Source organism: Methylomonas rhizoryzae, from assembly GCF_008632455.1.
Classification (GTDB): Bacteria; Pseudomonadota; Gammaproteobacteria; order Methylococcales; family Methylomonadaceae; genus Methylomonas; species Methylomonas rhizoryzae.
This window is the reverse complement of record NZ_CP043929.1, coordinates 3,333,770-3,348,508: the sequence shown is the minus strand read 5'-3', so window position 1 is coordinate 3,348,508 and position 14,739 is coordinate 3,333,770. Positions and strand designations below refer to the sequence as shown.

14 protein-coding genes are annotated in these 14,739 nt (G+C 51.4%); 10 read left to right on the top strand and 4 right to left on the bottom strand.

Annotated features, from left to right (window positions below; all coding sequences use genetic code 11):
- The first annotated feature begins 6 nt into the window (after positions 1-6).
- The gene (locus tag F1E05_RS14925) at positions 7-195 is read left to right on the top strand and encodes a hypothetical protein (RefSeq protein ID WP_150049804.1); all 189 of its coding nucleotides are present in this window, start codon (positions 7-9) and stop codon (positions 193-195) included.
- Positions 196-268: 73 nt separating this feature from the next.
- Here F1E05_RS14925 and F1E05_RS14920 read toward each other — a convergent pair whose 3' ends face one another.
- Both F1E05_RS14920 and F1E05_RS14915 read right to left on the bottom strand, forming a co-directional pair.
- Positions 269-1,243: an FAD-binding oxidoreductase gene (locus F1E05_RS14920; protein WP_150049802.1), complete on the bottom strand. Its 975-nt coding sequence runs from the start codon at positions 1,241-1,243 to the stop codon at positions 269-271.
- An 8-nt stretch (positions 1,244-1,251) separates the two neighbouring features.
- Complete coding sequence (locus F1E05_RS14915) at positions 1,252-1,632, bottom strand: group I truncated hemoglobin (protein ID WP_150049800.1); 381 nt, start codon at positions 1,630-1,632, stop codon at positions 1,252-1,254.
- Positions 1,633-1,818: 186 nt separating this feature from the next.
- Here F1E05_RS14915 and F1E05_RS14910 point away from each other — a divergent pair, with 186 nt between their 5' ends.
- The 3 genes from F1E05_RS14910 to F1E05_RS14900 all read left to right on the top strand — a co-directional run bounded on the left by F1E05_RS14910 (position 1,819) and on the right by F1E05_RS14900 (position 4,812).
- Positions 1,819-2,475, top strand: a complete 657-nt coding sequence (locus F1E05_RS14910; RefSeq protein ID WP_150049798.1) for a helix-turn-helix transcriptional regulator — start codon at positions 1,819-1,821, stop codon at positions 2,473-2,475.
- 397 nt (positions 2,476-2,872) lie between these two features.
- On the top strand, positions 2,873-4,411 hold the full coding sequence (locus tag F1E05_RS14905) for a cation:proton antiporter domain-containing protein (RefSeq protein WP_150049796.1): 1,539 nt from the start codon (positions 2,873-2,875) through the stop codon (positions 4,409-4,411).
- Positions 4,412-4,512: 101 nt separating this feature from the next.
- Entirely contained in the window at positions 4,513-4,812 is a 300-nt protein-coding gene (locus F1E05_RS14900; RefSeq protein WP_190303162.1) for a hypothetical protein, read from the top strand.
- 119 nt (positions 4,813-4,931) lie between these two features.
- On the opposite strand, the gene F1E05_RS14895 is transcribed toward F1E05_RS14900, so the two are convergent.
- Positions 4,932-5,432, bottom strand: coding sequence for a hypothetical protein (locus F1E05_RS14895; RefSeq protein WP_150049792.1), 501 nt, complete (start codon positions 5,430-5,432; stop codon positions 4,932-4,934).
- Positions 5,433-6,086: 654 nt separating this feature from the next.
- Between F1E05_RS14895 and F1E05_RS14890 the strand changes: the two genes are divergently transcribed.
- Complete coding sequence (locus F1E05_RS14890) at positions 6,087-7,289, top strand: tyrosine-type recombinase/integrase (protein WP_150049790.1); 1,203 nt, start codon at positions 6,087-6,089, stop codon at positions 7,287-7,289.
- On the opposite strand, the gene F1E05_RS14885 is transcribed toward F1E05_RS14890, so the two are convergent.
- Positions 7,281-8,396, bottom strand: coding sequence for a Fic family protein (locus F1E05_RS14885; RefSeq protein ID WP_150049788.1), 1,116 nt, complete (start codon positions 8,394-8,396; stop codon positions 7,281-7,283). The genes F1E05_RS14890 and F1E05_RS14885 overlap by 9 nt on opposite strands.
- A 1,672-nt stretch (positions 8,397-10,068) precedes the next feature.
- Here F1E05_RS14885 and F1E05_RS14880 point away from each other — a divergent pair.
- The 5 genes from F1E05_RS14880 (at position 10,069) to F1E05_RS14860 (ending at position 14,496) form a co-directional block, all read left to right on the top strand.
- Positions 10,069-10,320, top strand: coding sequence for a hypothetical protein (locus F1E05_RS14880; protein WP_150049786.1), 252 nt, complete (start codon positions 10,069-10,071; stop codon positions 10,318-10,320).
- Between the two features lie 12 nt (positions 10,321-10,332).
- Positions 10,333-10,818 (top strand): integrase domain-containing protein, encoded by a 486-nt coding sequence (locus F1E05_RS20790; protein WP_150049785.1) that lies wholly within the window; start codon positions 10,333-10,335, stop codon positions 10,816-10,818.
- Positions 10,815-11,117 carry a hypothetical protein gene (locus F1E05_RS20650; protein WP_190303338.1) on the top strand — a complete coding sequence of 101 codons (303 nt, stop codon included), beginning with the start codon at positions 10,815-10,817 and terminating at the stop codon, positions 11,115-11,117. The genes F1E05_RS20790 and F1E05_RS20650 overlap by 4 nt, the downstream gene beginning before the upstream one ends.
- The gene (locus F1E05_RS14865) at positions 11,101-11,436 is read left to right on the top strand and encodes a hypothetical protein (RefSeq protein WP_150049783.1); all 336 of its coding nucleotides are present in this window, start codon (positions 11,101-11,103) and stop codon (positions 11,434-11,436) included. Before F1E05_RS20650 ends, F1E05_RS14865 begins: the two co-directional genes overlap by 17 nt.
- Positions 11,437-11,571: 135 nt before the next feature.
- Positions 11,572-14,496, top strand: a complete 2,925-nt coding sequence (locus tag F1E05_RS14860) for a UvrD-helicase domain-containing protein (RefSeq protein ID WP_232056672.1) — start codon at positions 11,572-11,574, stop codon at positions 14,494-14,496.
- Positions 14,497-14,739 lie beyond the last annotated feature (243 nt).

Below are 14,739 nucleotides of genomic sequence, written 5' to 3'. Positions count from 1 at the left end.
CCGCGAATGCGTCCGAGCAACGACTGCTTGGGCGTTGCGCAGTGCGGCTTGCCGGCCGGCTATCGCGGCAAGCCGCCTGCGGATGACGCAGAGGGGGTGCGGCATTTCGGGTGTAGACGCGCTTCATCTGCGCCGTTGGCGCAAGGGGCGTTCAATGTGCATGCGGATTCGCCGTCCGTCAATCGACCTGCATAAAGCACCGGCAACCGTTCGACTATGCGGGCGTTGCCCCTCGCAGCCGGGACGACGGCAACTTAGGCGTGCGGTTTCAGGAACTGAGATGAAAAGCGTCGCTGTAAATATCTTGCAAGCCGGCGCCTTGCAAATACGCTTGGCGCTTGCTGTGCATGACCATATCGGGGTGACCGCAAAGATAGACGCGCCAAGCGTTAAGGTTGGGCAGCTCGGCCATCGCGACGTCGTTGGCCCGTCCCTTGGCAAAACCCGGTTTTACATCGCCGCGCGATACGCACGGGGTATAACTGAGGTTCGCATGCTCGCGGGCCAAGCGTCGCATTTCGTCTATCCAATACAAACCGCTGATTTCGCTGCTGCCGTGATAAAGTCTGATCCGGCCGCGGTGACCTTGCTGCAAGGCTTCCCTCAGGATGCCGTACAGTGGCGCCAAACCGCTGCCGGTACCGATCAGCAACAAATTTTGCGCGGTGTTACCCGGCAGGTAATAACATGAACCTTGCGCGGCGGAGATGTCCATGGAATCGCCGATAGCGACTTCCCTATGCAGCCATTCGCTAAAGCGGCCGCCGGCAAGGCGGCGGATATGAAAATTCACGCTATTCGAATGGTCGCGTTGATTGGCTATCGAATAGCTGCGGGTCAATCCGTCCTGCCGCCGCAGCTTGACGAATTGTCCGGCGCGGTATTCGAACGGTGTTTCGTAACCTAGCGTCAGCAGCAGGATTTCCGTATTCAAGTTCTGTTTGTCCAACACGGTTGCTCGCTGGTAAACATCCGTGCCGTTGCCGAGACTGACCTGCATGTTGGTTTGCGGGTAACACATGCAGGACAGAAAATGCCCGTTCTGCCGTAGAACGTCTTTCAGCCCGGTTTGGGCTTCGACCGGCGGCGGGCCGTCCAGGCTGCGCATCATGCAGCTTTGACAGACGCCTTGCCGACAGCCGTGCGCTACCTCCACCTTGGCCCGCAGCAGGGTTTCCAGCACCGACTCGCCGGCGGCGCCGGCGAAAACCCGATTCCCCAAAGTAATGCTGTAAGCTGGCATTGCGGACCTCAGCGTCCTAACACATCGTTCCGGGTGCTTTCGGCAATGGCCGCCGCTTCGACGATCAATTCCGACGGTACCTTCAATTCTTGCAAAGTGGCGGCTAAATGCTCCATGACCGCGTCGAAATGGCTGTCGTCCAGACCGAATTTTTGTACCAGATGCGCATGCGCTTGGCGCATATCGCTGCCGCTGTAATTGGCCGGGCCGCCGAAAGCCATGGTCAAAAACGCTTTCTGCTTGGCCGCTTGTTTTTCGATGTCGGTGTGATCGAAAAAACGGTTGATTCGGTAATCGCCGAGCACTTTGCGGTAGAAGATATCGACCGCTGCGCTGACCGCGGCTTCGCCGCCAAGTTGTTGATAGAGAGAGGGTTTGCTGTCTGTCATGGTTGGAATCTCCGCAGAGGTTGTAGGTTATGGTGACATCGGACGGGAATAGGATAGTCTCGAAAATAAACTTTTACAATATAAATATGTTAAAAGTGCGTTTTTGCCTGCCGTGCCTTGCCGAAAGGGTGTGCTAAACTCCGCAGCCTGTAGCCGATCAACCTTCATATTCAATTTCTTATAACGATGCAAACAGCGCCGGCCTCGCGCCAAGAACAAATTCTTACTCTGTTGCTGAATGCCGGCGCAGGCCTGTCCATCGACGAAATGGCCGAAAAATTGGGTATTTCCAGAAACGCCGTGAAACAGCATTTGGATGGTCTGGAAAAACAGCAACTGATCAAGGAAGCGGCTTTAACCAACACCGGCGGCCGGCCGGCCCGCAGTTACGTATTGACGGAGCAGGGGATCAATCACTTTCCCAAGCAATACGCCTGGTTTTGCAACCTGCTGCTGGAAGAGTTGGCCGAACGGATGGAGCCGGCCGCGTTGGAGGACATGATGTGGCACTTGGGTAGCAAATTAGCCGCTACCTTGCTGCCGCAATTTACCGGCAAAACCCCGCAAGAAAGATTGGTTTCCTTAATCGGGCTTATGCAAAAACTCGGCTATCACGCCGAAATCGATAGCGCGGCTGAGCCGGAGACCTTGGGCATCAAAGCGGTAAATTGCGTTTATCACGATGTGGCGAAAAAGTATCCCGCACTTTGTCAGTTCGACCGAGCTTTGCTTGCCACCCTATTGGACAGGCCGGTGCAGCAAACCTCTTGCATCGCCAAACAGGATTGCGCATGCCGATTCCGCTGCCGGCAAGCCGGCGGCGAAGCCCCGGATTCAGAATAAAAACGGGCGCGGGATTTTCAAGCTAAGGCATTGCGCGTCGGGTCATTTGTGCTAGGCCAATCAACGCACCTTAAAGCGTAGGATTTCGCGGGTGCGCCAGCCGCTACTCGTCGCGGACCTTCGTCCGGCATCTTTGGTTTTATCGACATCAGCTTAAATCATCCCCGGCTTTGTATGGGATGATTTAACTTTTTTACGATTACAGCTGTTTAAAATACGCGAGGCCGCTTGCTGGAATGACAATATCATCGAGGATTTACTGCGGTCCTTCCGGACGGATGCGGCGCAGTCGGCAGCGATTTATAGTGTCGATTCATCGATCGCTAACATACCGGTCTTAACCTATGCGCGTGGTTTTGTCCGATTTACTGCAGGGTTGAAAGGATAAACTGAATATATGATCGAACTTGTGTGGATAGGCTCGGCTTATTTGATGGGCTTGGTGGTCAGCAGGATATTGCTGCCGCCGTTGGTTGGCTATTTGCTTGCCGGATATTTGTTACACAGTTTCGGATGGGGTCAATTCAGCGCGTTGGCGCATATCGCCGACATCGGCATCCAGTTATTGTTGTTCAGCGTCGGCTTGAAAATAAAGCCGGCGACCTTGATTCGGAGCGAAGTGCTCAGCGTGGGCGGCGGGCATTTGTTGCTGGTTACCGGTATTTCTTCGCTGGTATTTTTCTGGCTGGACGAGCAAATGAGCGGTGGATTGCTGTTAGGGGTCAGTTTGGCGTTCTCCAGCACCGTTTTAGCCATTAAAGTGTTGGACGACAATGGCGAACTGTCGTCGTTTCACGGCCGCGACGTGATCAGCATTCTGATTTTGCAGGATTTGATTGCAATTGGGTTGTTGGCTTTCACCGATGGACGCCAACCGACGCTGTGGGCGCTGGCGCTGGCGCTGATTCCGCTGCTGCGGCCCCTGGGTCGACTGCTGCTGCAAGTCAGCCGCAACGCGGAGTTGCAAATGCTGTTGGGCGTGACCATGGCCTTGGCGGGCGGCGTGCTCGCCGAACACCTCGATGTTTCTGCGGATATCGGCGCGTTGTTGAGTGGCATGATGTTGGGAGGTCATGAAAAATCCGAGCAGATTGCCCATAAATTATGGGGGGTGAAAGAGCTATTTTTGATCGCTTTCTTTTTGCAAATCGGTTTGACCGGTTTGCCGAATAAAGAGCAAGCCGTCGCCGCGCTGGCCCTGCTTGCTACGCTGCCGTTGCAGGGCATGCTGTTTTTCGGCTTGTTTATCTTGGCGGGCTTGAGGGCCCGCACCGCGTTCGTGTCGTCCGTTGCATTGACTACCTACAGCGAATTCGCCTTAATCACTACCGATGCCATCGTCAAATCGGGTTTATTGACACCGGAATGGCGTTCCATCATCAGTTTGGCGGTTGCCGGTTCGTTGGCCATCGCGGCGCCGGTCAATCGTTATTCCCACGTGATATTCGCGGTATTGGAACCTTTTTTGACGCGTTTGGAGGACAAAAAGCGCTTGGTCCATATAGACCGTATTCCCAATTCTTTCGGTGCGGCGGAATGGTTGGTCGTCGGCATGGGGCGGACCGGAACGTCCGCCTATGCGGCTTTGCACCAGCAGGACAAATTGGTATTGGGCTTGGATGCGGATCCCATCGTCGTGGAAATGCAGCTCGCGCAAAATCGCAGGGTGATTTACGGCGATTCCGAAGATTCCGAACTTTGGAACGGTTTGCAGCTGGAAAAGATTAGCGGCGTGATGTTAACCATGCCGGATTTCGGAGCGCGCCGCTCCGCGATTACCCAGCTAAAAAACCGGGGCTTCAAAGGCAGTATCGGCACCTTGTGCTACGACAACGACGAATACGCGGAGCTAGTCGAGCTAGGCGCGCGCTTCGTCATTCATCCCTTGGTCGAGGCCGGTAACTTAATGGCACGGCATATGCTTAACATAAAATGAGATCGCCGGTGTTTGGAAATTTTTTAAGGATGGGTTAAGCGCTGGGGTCGATATTGCCTCCCGACCGAATTGATACCGTTTTTGAGTAAATTGGAGACAACATGATGCAAGCGAATCAAGAAACCGATAGCGATAATGCGTTTTGGCAAGTGAGAACCGCCATCAAGAGCTTAATGAATTTTCAGGGAGAAGATGACGAAGACGACGTGATTTATGCCGCTAACAAATTGAATTTCGTATTGCGGGTGGTCCACGACAACCATAGAGCATGGAATGACGAAACGATCAGGAATTTCGTTTTGATTCAAAATGATCCGCTTAAACACTTAAACGTTAAATCCGAAAAGTTGAACCATATCGTGCGGAAAATCCAGCAAGAGATGATAGTCAACTTTTCTTGAAGGCAGGCGTCAGGCTGCGCTTGCCGAACCAGTCAACAGCGCGCTCTCCGTTGCGCCAAACTTGGCTTTTCCCGCCGCTCAAACTTGCTAGCCGTCAATGTGCCGGATCCGGCAACCCTTTATTCGTTAGGTTCAGCTTGCATCGAAATCTCCCGCCAAGCCTGGTTCGGATATTTAGCACAGAAATAATCTCTTAGCCAAATGCCGGTATCCGTATGCTTGAATGCTTGTGCATCGGGCATCGATGCCAGACGTTGGCGCACTGCGTGATCGGGTATCAGCAATAGTTCTATATCGGCCATGGCAACGAATTTATGCGGTTCCGTAATGCGGCCGTTAAAGATTTTGAACAGTTGGTGTTTTTTTAATTCCAGGTGTTCCGCCAATTCGTCTTTAAATTCCAAAAACAGCATCAGCAAATCGCTGCCGCTAAAGTTGGAGTCGTGCAACGGGTGTAGGCGTTCCAGCAAGTGGTGTACCGCAAAGCGATACAATTTGGATTCGCGCACCATTAAGCGAGCCGCTGTGGAACGTACGGCAATTCGGTCTTCGTTGCTCAAGCGAATCGATACGATATTTTTTCTATCGTCGAGCGAAGCGTTTTGGTTCGATGTCGGCATTTTTCGAAGAATCGGTAGTGTCTAGGGTTTACTTTATGCCGATCAGAATAATGCAAGCATGTTACGGCTTTATAACGGTTTGATTACACAAGGCTTTATCGTAACTTAACATTAATGATGGCTAAGCTCGACACGCAGCCTGTTTTTGAAAGCCGGCCGGGAGCAGATTTGGTATTAATTCCGTCAATTTGTCTTAAATCCGACATTGGCCTGACGAGAGGTACGAGGGGTTAAATATCCTCATCGCACGCCAGTGCCGTCGTCTAATGCCATGGACGGCTACTTCAAGCACTTTGCAGCTCGGCTTTCGGCAAGCCCCGCCGGAATGACGGTGTTAGAACTAGATAGGAATAGCCAAAGAGGGCTAACAGTAACACTCATGAAGGCCTTGCAATCGCCCCGCATTAGTGTTTTGGACGGCTGCCGCGCGACTTTATTTAGGCATAAAAAAACCGGCGGTTAAGCCGGTTTAGTCTGACCTAAGTCATTGAATGATGGCGGAGAGCTAGTCCGCCTAACAAAAGTCCGATATTGTTTTTATCGTCCTAAATTCTTGTTAAAAAACGATAAGTTACAAATTTATTGTCCAGCTTGGTTTGATAAAATATACTCCAATCCGATGCCGAAAGTAGGGTAGGAAGTAGGGTAGGATTTATGAGTCGGATTTTGAATAAGCTGAACGCACGCAAGGTTGTGACAATCAAAACTCCCGGTTATCACAGTGATGGTGGTGGTCTTTACCTACAGGTTAGTCCGACACTTTCAAAAAGCTGGATTTTCAAATTTGTCAGGAATAAAAAGGCTACCGAGATTGGTCTGGGTAGTTTTGGCGATATTTCGCTGGAAGCAGCCAGGGAGCAAGCATCTGAGTACCGAAAGCTGCTCAAGCAAGGTCTGAATCCTCTGGTCGAAAAACGGAAAATTGAACGCGAGCTTCATTTGTCCGTCGCCAAGTCAATGACATTTGCAGAATGTGCCTCCGCTTACATTGAAATTAATCGCCATGGCTGGAAAAATCCTAAGCATGCTCAGCAATGGTCCAATACCCTAGAACAGTACGCATATCCAACCATTGGCAAACTCCCGGTCGCGGAAGTCGATACGGCACTGGTTGTTAAATGTCTTGAAGGAATCTGGACGTCCAAAAATGAAACGGCCAGCAGATTGCGAGGTCGCATCGAAACGGTGCTGGATTGGGCGACTGTAAGCAAATATCGAGAAGGTGAAAATCCAGCTCGATGGCGTGATCATCTTGACAAGATATTACCTAAACCATCCAAAGTTCAAAATGTCGAACATCACGCCGCATTGCCTTACACGGATATATCGGAATTTATTGTAAAACTAAGAAATCAACAAGGCATAGCCGCGCGATGTCTGGAATTTACGATCCTTACCGCTGCCCGAACCAATGAATCCATTGGCGCAACTTGGGATGAAATAGATGTTATCAGTCAGACGTGGACCATTCCCGTCGAACGGATGAAAGCCAACAAACCTCATCGAGTGCCCTTGTCGCCTCGGGCAATGGCTATCGTTCAGGAGATGAGTCTACTCAAAACGAATGAATTTGTGTTTCCTGGGTTAAAAAGAGGTTTGTCGAATATGGCCATGCTGCAACTATTAAAACGCATGGGCCTACCGGAACTGACGGTTCACGGATTTCGATCTAGTTTTAGGGATTGGGCTGCTGAAACAACCCATTATCCCAATGAAGTAGTTGAAATGGCATTAGCCCACACGATTAAAAATCAGGCAGAGGCCGCGTATCGCCGAGGCGATTTGATGGAAAAGCGATCTCAGCTCATGGCCGACTGGACTATGTATTGCGAGCAGGGTAATCAGGCTTTAAGGTAGTGTTCCGGTTAAGTTCAAATAGTAGCGCGTATGTTTGCGTTCTCCCGTTCTAAACAATACGCCCTTGGCGACCAGATCCTGCAGATCACGCGTGGCCGTTGCTGAAGGTGCCCCCGTGATGCTGCGATATTTGTCTGCACTGAGTCCGCCGGTGAAGCCATCCGGACCTTCCCGAAACATTCTCGCCAACGCTTTTTCCTGTCGCGGATTCAGATGCCCACGCACGTGGTCGTAGAGTTTGGTTTTTTGAATTAAGAAATCGATCCATTGATGGGTGTATTCCTGAGCGGCCATTACCAATTCGGCGAAATAAACCAGCCAATCAGTCACGTCGATTTGCTTGTTAGCCATTTCCAAAGCGGTGTAGTACGCATTACGGTGGCGTTCGATGGTAAATGCCAGGGCGATTAATGTCGGTTGCCCCAGACATTGGGCCAATGCCTTTTCGGCAATGGCGCGACCGATGCGACCGTTACCGTCTTCGAACGGATGGATGCTGACAAAATAAAGATGCGCGATCCCTGCGCGCTGTAAAGCTGGCATGGGCGTGTTTCCATCAGGTGCCGTGCTATTAAACCAATCAATGAACTGATCCATTTCCGGCGTCATTTGGCAGGATGGCGGCGCCTCGAAATGGATCTTGGGCGCATAAATGGGACCTGAGACAATTCGCATCGGGTCGTCGTGTGTTCGATACCGTCCGACATCCTGTAGGTCGCTACGACCGGCCGTAATCCAAGTGTGCCAGCGATACAACTGCTCATGACTTAGTGGGGTAGAAAAATGCTGGTACAAATCGACCATAACCTCCGCGATGCCTTGCTCGGCTGGCGGGACTTTTCGATGATCGGTGGTTAAACCGAATTGACGGCAAATCGAAGATTGCAGGCTGTCCCGGTTGAGATATTCGCCTTCAATGGCTGACGTTTTCAAGGCTTCATTGCTGATTAGCTCGATGGTCAAATGCCGCTTGTCGTCTTCAGACAAATGCTTGATCGCGCCGAATGACACACCGGCGCCGAGCAACAAGCGCTTTTCAAAATCGTCCAGCTGCGTCGCGTTGTAGGTGAAGCGCGGCCAACCCGCCAGTTGCCAATTCCAGATCATGATTAATACAAAATGATTTTATCGATCATAAATATATCATTTATTGAACGATAAAGGACCTGTTTAAACATCACGCAGCCTGCATTGCGACTCTGGGAACACCCGAGCACTGTAACTGTTGAAAATGAGATTACTGGTATTACCGGTGTTACCACCCTGTCTGGTGTAGGCTGCAAAGGATATGTCGACGGATTACCTAGTGTTACCGGTATTACTCGCAGACGATGTCTATAAATAAAATAAGCCTCCAGATCATCGAGGTCTCTCTCTTATCGAAATCGATTTTGGCGTCACCCCAGTTTTTCATACCCCGATTTTCAATGGCGGTTGGTGCGAAAGTCATTCATGTCGTTAAATCTGAATTGTCCAATAAAATCCAACGCCGTCCAGCCTGTATTCATCACTTAAGCAATTGAAATAAAATGAAAAAACCATTTGACAGTCGCTTAATTTCAACCCCAAAATAGCCCCGCACGTAGAACTTTTCGGGACGAAATTTTCATAGACTGCACTTCGGCAGTATAAAAAGCGAAGAAGTACCAGCTATATAGCCCCTAGTGGGGTGGCAGAGGAACGCCGCTGGATGTACTGTGTCCGTTGGGCCTTAGGGCAATGCGTCCACGCTTAAATATATTTTTTTGGTGCAGATGGAGTTTTGAAAACGCTCTATCTGGGTCGGCAGGGAAAATGCGCCTTGATGAAATGCGCGGTCGCTGTCGATAGCGAAGCTTGTTTATATTCATCAACGATCGTCTGCTGATCGCTGATTATTCCAAAGCTCCTTGATGGCGCAAACCAATAGACCGCGCGAGTAGAGTTTCGAAAGGTGGTGTTGCCATTGCGCGTTTGCAGGCGCGCAGAAATTTTGTCTGGAACCCCGGTTCCGCAAAATGGATACTGAAAGGTCGTTTGACCGGTTCAGTGGTGGCAAACTTATAGCTATGGTTTTATATCAATCGTTCCGATCTGGATCGGCGTCAGGCGACTGCCTGCCCACCAGGGCAAGGCGATTGAACGTCTTTTAGAATCCCGTCGTCCCGTTTTCAGATCGGTCTGTGCCACCGGCAGTCGCGTTTGCCGGCTTAACAACCGATATCGTCACGCGGATTAGATCTGGATTCCCTTCAATGACATACCTGGACGTTCTAAGAATGTCTTCCGGTACATACCTAAGCCCACTGTTTCGCCGTTTCTAAAAAACAGAAACAGAACGGGATTCAAGCATTTCCATTAAGTAAATCAACCGGATACCTGCATGATAATCGCGGGTTTTGCCGGGTCAGTCTGTCTCGAACGTGTAAGGGGCCGAGTTTAGCGTCGTAATTGGACGCTGAATGCGTCTGGCCAGCACCCCGAGTTCGTCACCGACTGACGCCAATTACTCGCCCGCGCAGCGAGTCATAAGCCGCGCACCTCACATTGGGTATACACCTCCGCCGGGTAGGCAACCCGTGCGTCAACACTCATCGTCATGAGTTTGGCCTTGTATACCGAAGTGGGGTTGGAGCCGGGGTCCCCCGCTCATGACGAAAGAACAACAGTTTTACCAAGGCCACCACGGCTCCCTTGTTCAAAGCCGACGGCTGATCTGCATGGCATTGCCCATGACATCAGTGCCAGTCCGCTTTGGACAAGGGAGTCTGTTGCCTACCCATTTTTCTGGAGGTTAACCATGTCAATCGATCGACCTTACCAACACCAAGCAAACCAGACTGACCCAGGCGCGTGTGTCAGTCCTCCTGATGACCAAGCGCCAAAACCATTGATGGCGAGTCGAAAGCGAAGCCGCAATCTCGGTCTTGGCAGTCGCAATCTGACCCGAGCCGGTAAAGCCTGCGCCCATCAATCGGGCAAGGCCTTCGCCACGCGCGGCACACTCGCCGAGCGCTGGTCGGTGTTTGCCAAATGGCTGGAACAAACCTAAGGCATTAAACGCATGGAAGACATTAAACGCGAGCACGTGATGGCTTATGGCCAGGCGTTGAAAGCTAGGGTGGAACGCAACGAATTGAAAGCCTCGACTGCGCAACTGTATGTCTCGGCAGTCAACAGCATCATGACGTCTGCAACGCAAGGTGAATGGCAGACGGTCAGTCCAACGCGTGATTGCGGCATACCCAAGCGGCGCTACATTCCGGAAACCAGCAAAGCCATGCCACAGTTGCAGCACGAACAGTTGCAAATCAGCGTCGACGACGAACGCATTACCGTCTTGCTCAATCTGCAACGGACATTAGGCTTGCGTTTCAAGGAATATCGGCCTTGCTGGATGCACAAAAAGCACTTCGCCAAGCACAACGGGAAGACCGCATCACCGTCTTTAGCGGCACCAAAGGCGGCAAACGGCGCCACGTGCCAGTATCTGCGGAAGCCTTGGTGGCATTGGAACAAGCAGCCGACCTGCAGGACGGAGCATCGATGATTCCCGTCAATCTGCGCTATGTCGATTTTCGCGACCATTGCTACCGCCAGGCGCAACAACAGCAATTCCAGTTTCACGGCCAACGCCACCATTATGCCCAGCAGCGGTACCAGGCATTAACCGGCGTACCGGCGCCGATCAAAAAAGCAATCACCACATCAGCGTGGCACAGCTACATGGCAATCCAACTCAACATAAGCCTGGAAGCCGCTGAGGCACTGGATCACAGCGCCCGCAGCATCCTGTCACAGGAACTGGGGCATGAGCGTCTGGAGGTGGTGCGTGTCTATATTGGTTAAGCAGATCCAGGCTCTGGCCCACCACTATGTCCGCCAGGGTTCCAAAGCCCATCGCCGCTTGCAGGTCGGTCGCATGATCAAGTTCGTGGAATTTATCGAACAGACGGAACGGCCGCATAACCTGCACGAAATCGGCAAACGTCATGTCATTGACTTCTGGAAAGCCCACCGCGACCTGGCACCGAAAACCGCCCATGCCTATTGGCTGGCGTTGTGCGTGATCTGGGAATGGACCGATAAACCGGGCCAGCCGCCAAAGCCACTATGTAATACCACACCGATTACGGATGCAAAATCGCCCTCAATAGTTACGGTCTAAATCCGGCTGCTTCAGCTTTTACTTTGCTTGTACCGACGTAAAAATGTTAATTTCGTTATTTTGGCCACTCTCGTTACTTGGTAGTGCTGACTCGGCAATCGGATTTAAATAAGTTAAGGATATATGCAGACGCCAATGCCTAACCACTTACCACGTTACCAACTGAGTCAATGGGCCAAGTGGTTTGCTAATGATCGCCGCTTTCACGCCTTTGCTCTCGACCAAGAAACGCTGGTGTTGACGGACAAGTTTCAAAAGAAACATCAACATCACGTACTAAGTATTCAGCCAGCTATTGGCATCGAATCCGGTTGGTTTTGGGACACGTTGTTGATTTCTCAGATAGATGGCCAGACCTTGCGTTTTGGCGGCGTGGAGAAAAAGCAATCGGCATTGTTACAAGTATCGATGAAACGCCACGTCAATCAACACATCCAGCGTTTCTACCAAGAGTTTGCCCTTGCCTTGATACAAGCAGCTCAAGAAGCCAGATTGATCTTTTCCGGCCGACGTTATATTCGCCGTGCGCTGGCGGGTCATTGGTTCAAACGTCATGCTGCGTTAGCGGCGGGCCTCAAGCGTCCTGATTGTTTACAGTATTTACCGAGCGAGCTGCATCAAGACTATCAGCATGTCCGTTCGCTAATAAACAACACGGATGAGCAGATCAGCCGGTTCAATCAAGCGTTTATCGATCAACAAGCCCAGCTGTTCAGGGATTTTTTTGATCAGGTCGAAACCAATCCGCTGACCGAAGCGCAACGCAAGGCTTGCATCATCGACGAACAGCACAACCTGGTGCTGGCCGGCGCGGGTACCGGTAAGACCAGTACCATGATCGGTCGCGCCGGTTACTTACTCAAAGCCGGTCTGGCAAAACCCGAACAAATTTTGATGCTGGCCTATGCCCGCAAAGCGGCGGATGAAATGGGCGAACGCATCCGGTCGAAATTAGGGATTCAAAACCTGACAGTGAAAACCTTTCATAGCCTGGGTTTAGACATCATTAGCCAGGTTGAAGGTGCTAGGCCGGCCATTGACAAAATGGCGGAAGACGACACGCTACGTGCTGTGTTTGTCGATAGTCAAATTCAAAGCCTGCTGGAAGATGAACGCTATCGCTCGCGGCTGTTGACCTATTTCCTACGTTTTGCCTATCCCTATAAAAGCCAATTCAATTTCAAGAGTTTGGGCGCTTACAATGCGTACATCCTCGAAAACGATATTCGTACACTGCAAGGCGAGCTCGTCAAAAGCTACGAAGAATGCGAGATCGCCAATTTCTTGTACCGGCAAGGGATTACTTACCAATACGAAGCCAATTACCAGGTCAATACCTCCGGCCCGGATTACCGCGTCTACCAACCGGATTTCTTTCTGCCGGCTTACGGCATTTACATCGAACACTTTGCGGTCAACGAGCTGAATCAAACGCCGCCGTTTATCAATCAAGAAAACTACTTGGCCGGCATGACCTGGAAACGGGCGCTACACGCAAAATATCAAACCCCGTTGATCGAAACATACAGCTACCTGAAACAACAAGGGCGATTGACCGAAGTACTCAGCGAAAAATTACTGGCTGCCGGCGTTCAGTTCAAACCCTTGCCGCAGAACGAGCTACTCGACCAACTGAATCAGCTAGGCCGGGTATCGGAATTCAGCAAACTGATGGCGCAAGTCCTCAGTTTGTTCAAAGCTGCTTACCTCAGTATCAAGCAATTGGTGGAAAAGGCCGACCAGCATGAAGACCAGGAACGCATGCGCGCCGCCGCGCATTTATTCGAACCGATCTACCAAGCCTATCAGCAACGGGTGCGCGACAACGCCACCCTCGATTTTGACGACATGATTGGCCGGGCCATTGAATACGTCGAATCCGGGCGTTTTTCATCGCCGTACCTCTATTTGCTGGTGGACGAGTTTCAGGATATTTCCGCCAGCCGGGCACGCTTGTTAAAAGCGTTGATGGCGCAGCAAGCCGAAGCCAGCTTATTCGGCGTTGGCGACGACTGGCAATCCATCTACCGCTTTACCGGCAGCGATGTCGCGCTAACCAAAGACTTTCCAGCCCACTTTGGCGACACGGCAACCAGCGTGCTGGATCAAACCTTTCGCTTCAACAACAAAATTGGTGAAGTAGCGTCACGCTTCGTCACCCAAAATCCCAGCCAGATCGACAAACAGATTCGTAGCCTGCGGCTTGTCGAACACAATGCCGTATCCCTCATCAAAACCGATCAGGATTTGACCGGCATCCATGCCGCACTCAATGCCATCGCCGGGAAGGCCAAGCCAACTGCCAGTGTCTTGCTGTTAGCCCGCTTTAATTTCAAACGGCCCGATGTCGCCGCCTTAAAGCGCCGCTATCCGCAATTGTCACTGCACTTCATGACGGTACATGCCTCCAAAGGCAAAGAAGCCGATTACGTGATCGTGTTTGGCCTGGAAAAAGGCGCACACGGCTTTCCGTCGGAAAAAGCCACCCATCCTCTGCTGGAATTATTGCTGCCGCAAGCCGAAGCCTTCGCGCATGCCGAAGAGCGTCGCCTGTTTTACGTGGCATTGACGCGGGCGCGGCATCATGTGTATTTAGTCACCAACGGTCTTAACCCATCGCCATTCATTAGGGAATTTGTCGATGGCGACTATGCCGTCAGCATCGACGAATTTACCGGGCCAGGCTTTCAAGAGCAGATCGCCGACATTCCCTGTCCAGCTTGCAAAACCGGCTGGATGGTACCCAGAGATAGCCAGTACGGCAGTTTCTTCGGCTGCAACCAATATCCACTTTGCAATCACACGCAGCGGGCTTGCCAGTGGTGCGGCGGTGGTTTGAAAACCCAAGGCCGCTTTCGCATGTGTGAAAATCGCCGTTGCGACTTTGTCGAACCGATCTGCCCGCGTTGCCAGGGCGCCATGGTGTTGCGCAAAGGACCGCATGGCCAATTCTGGGGCTGCTCGCATTACCGTAAAAACGCAGCGTTTTCCTGTTCCCACACCGAGCAATTTATCGATCTACAGGCCGCCAAGGTCAAATCAACAGTCAACGGCGCCTAAGAGCCGTTTAGGTTATAGTCTAAATTCGGTCGAAAATAACTAGAGAAATACAATTATGAGCTCTGATTACGCCTCGCTAATCCCACCTACAGCCCTTGCTCTATCAATGAGGTCCGTTCCTTTTCCTTTTGGCGCCAACATGCGTTTACGCCAAATGCCTATTGGTGAGGCCGTGAACGAAGCGGTAACAGAAAGCATAGCGACCGGGAATTTCCTTTAATTGCATTTACTTACGTAGATCAA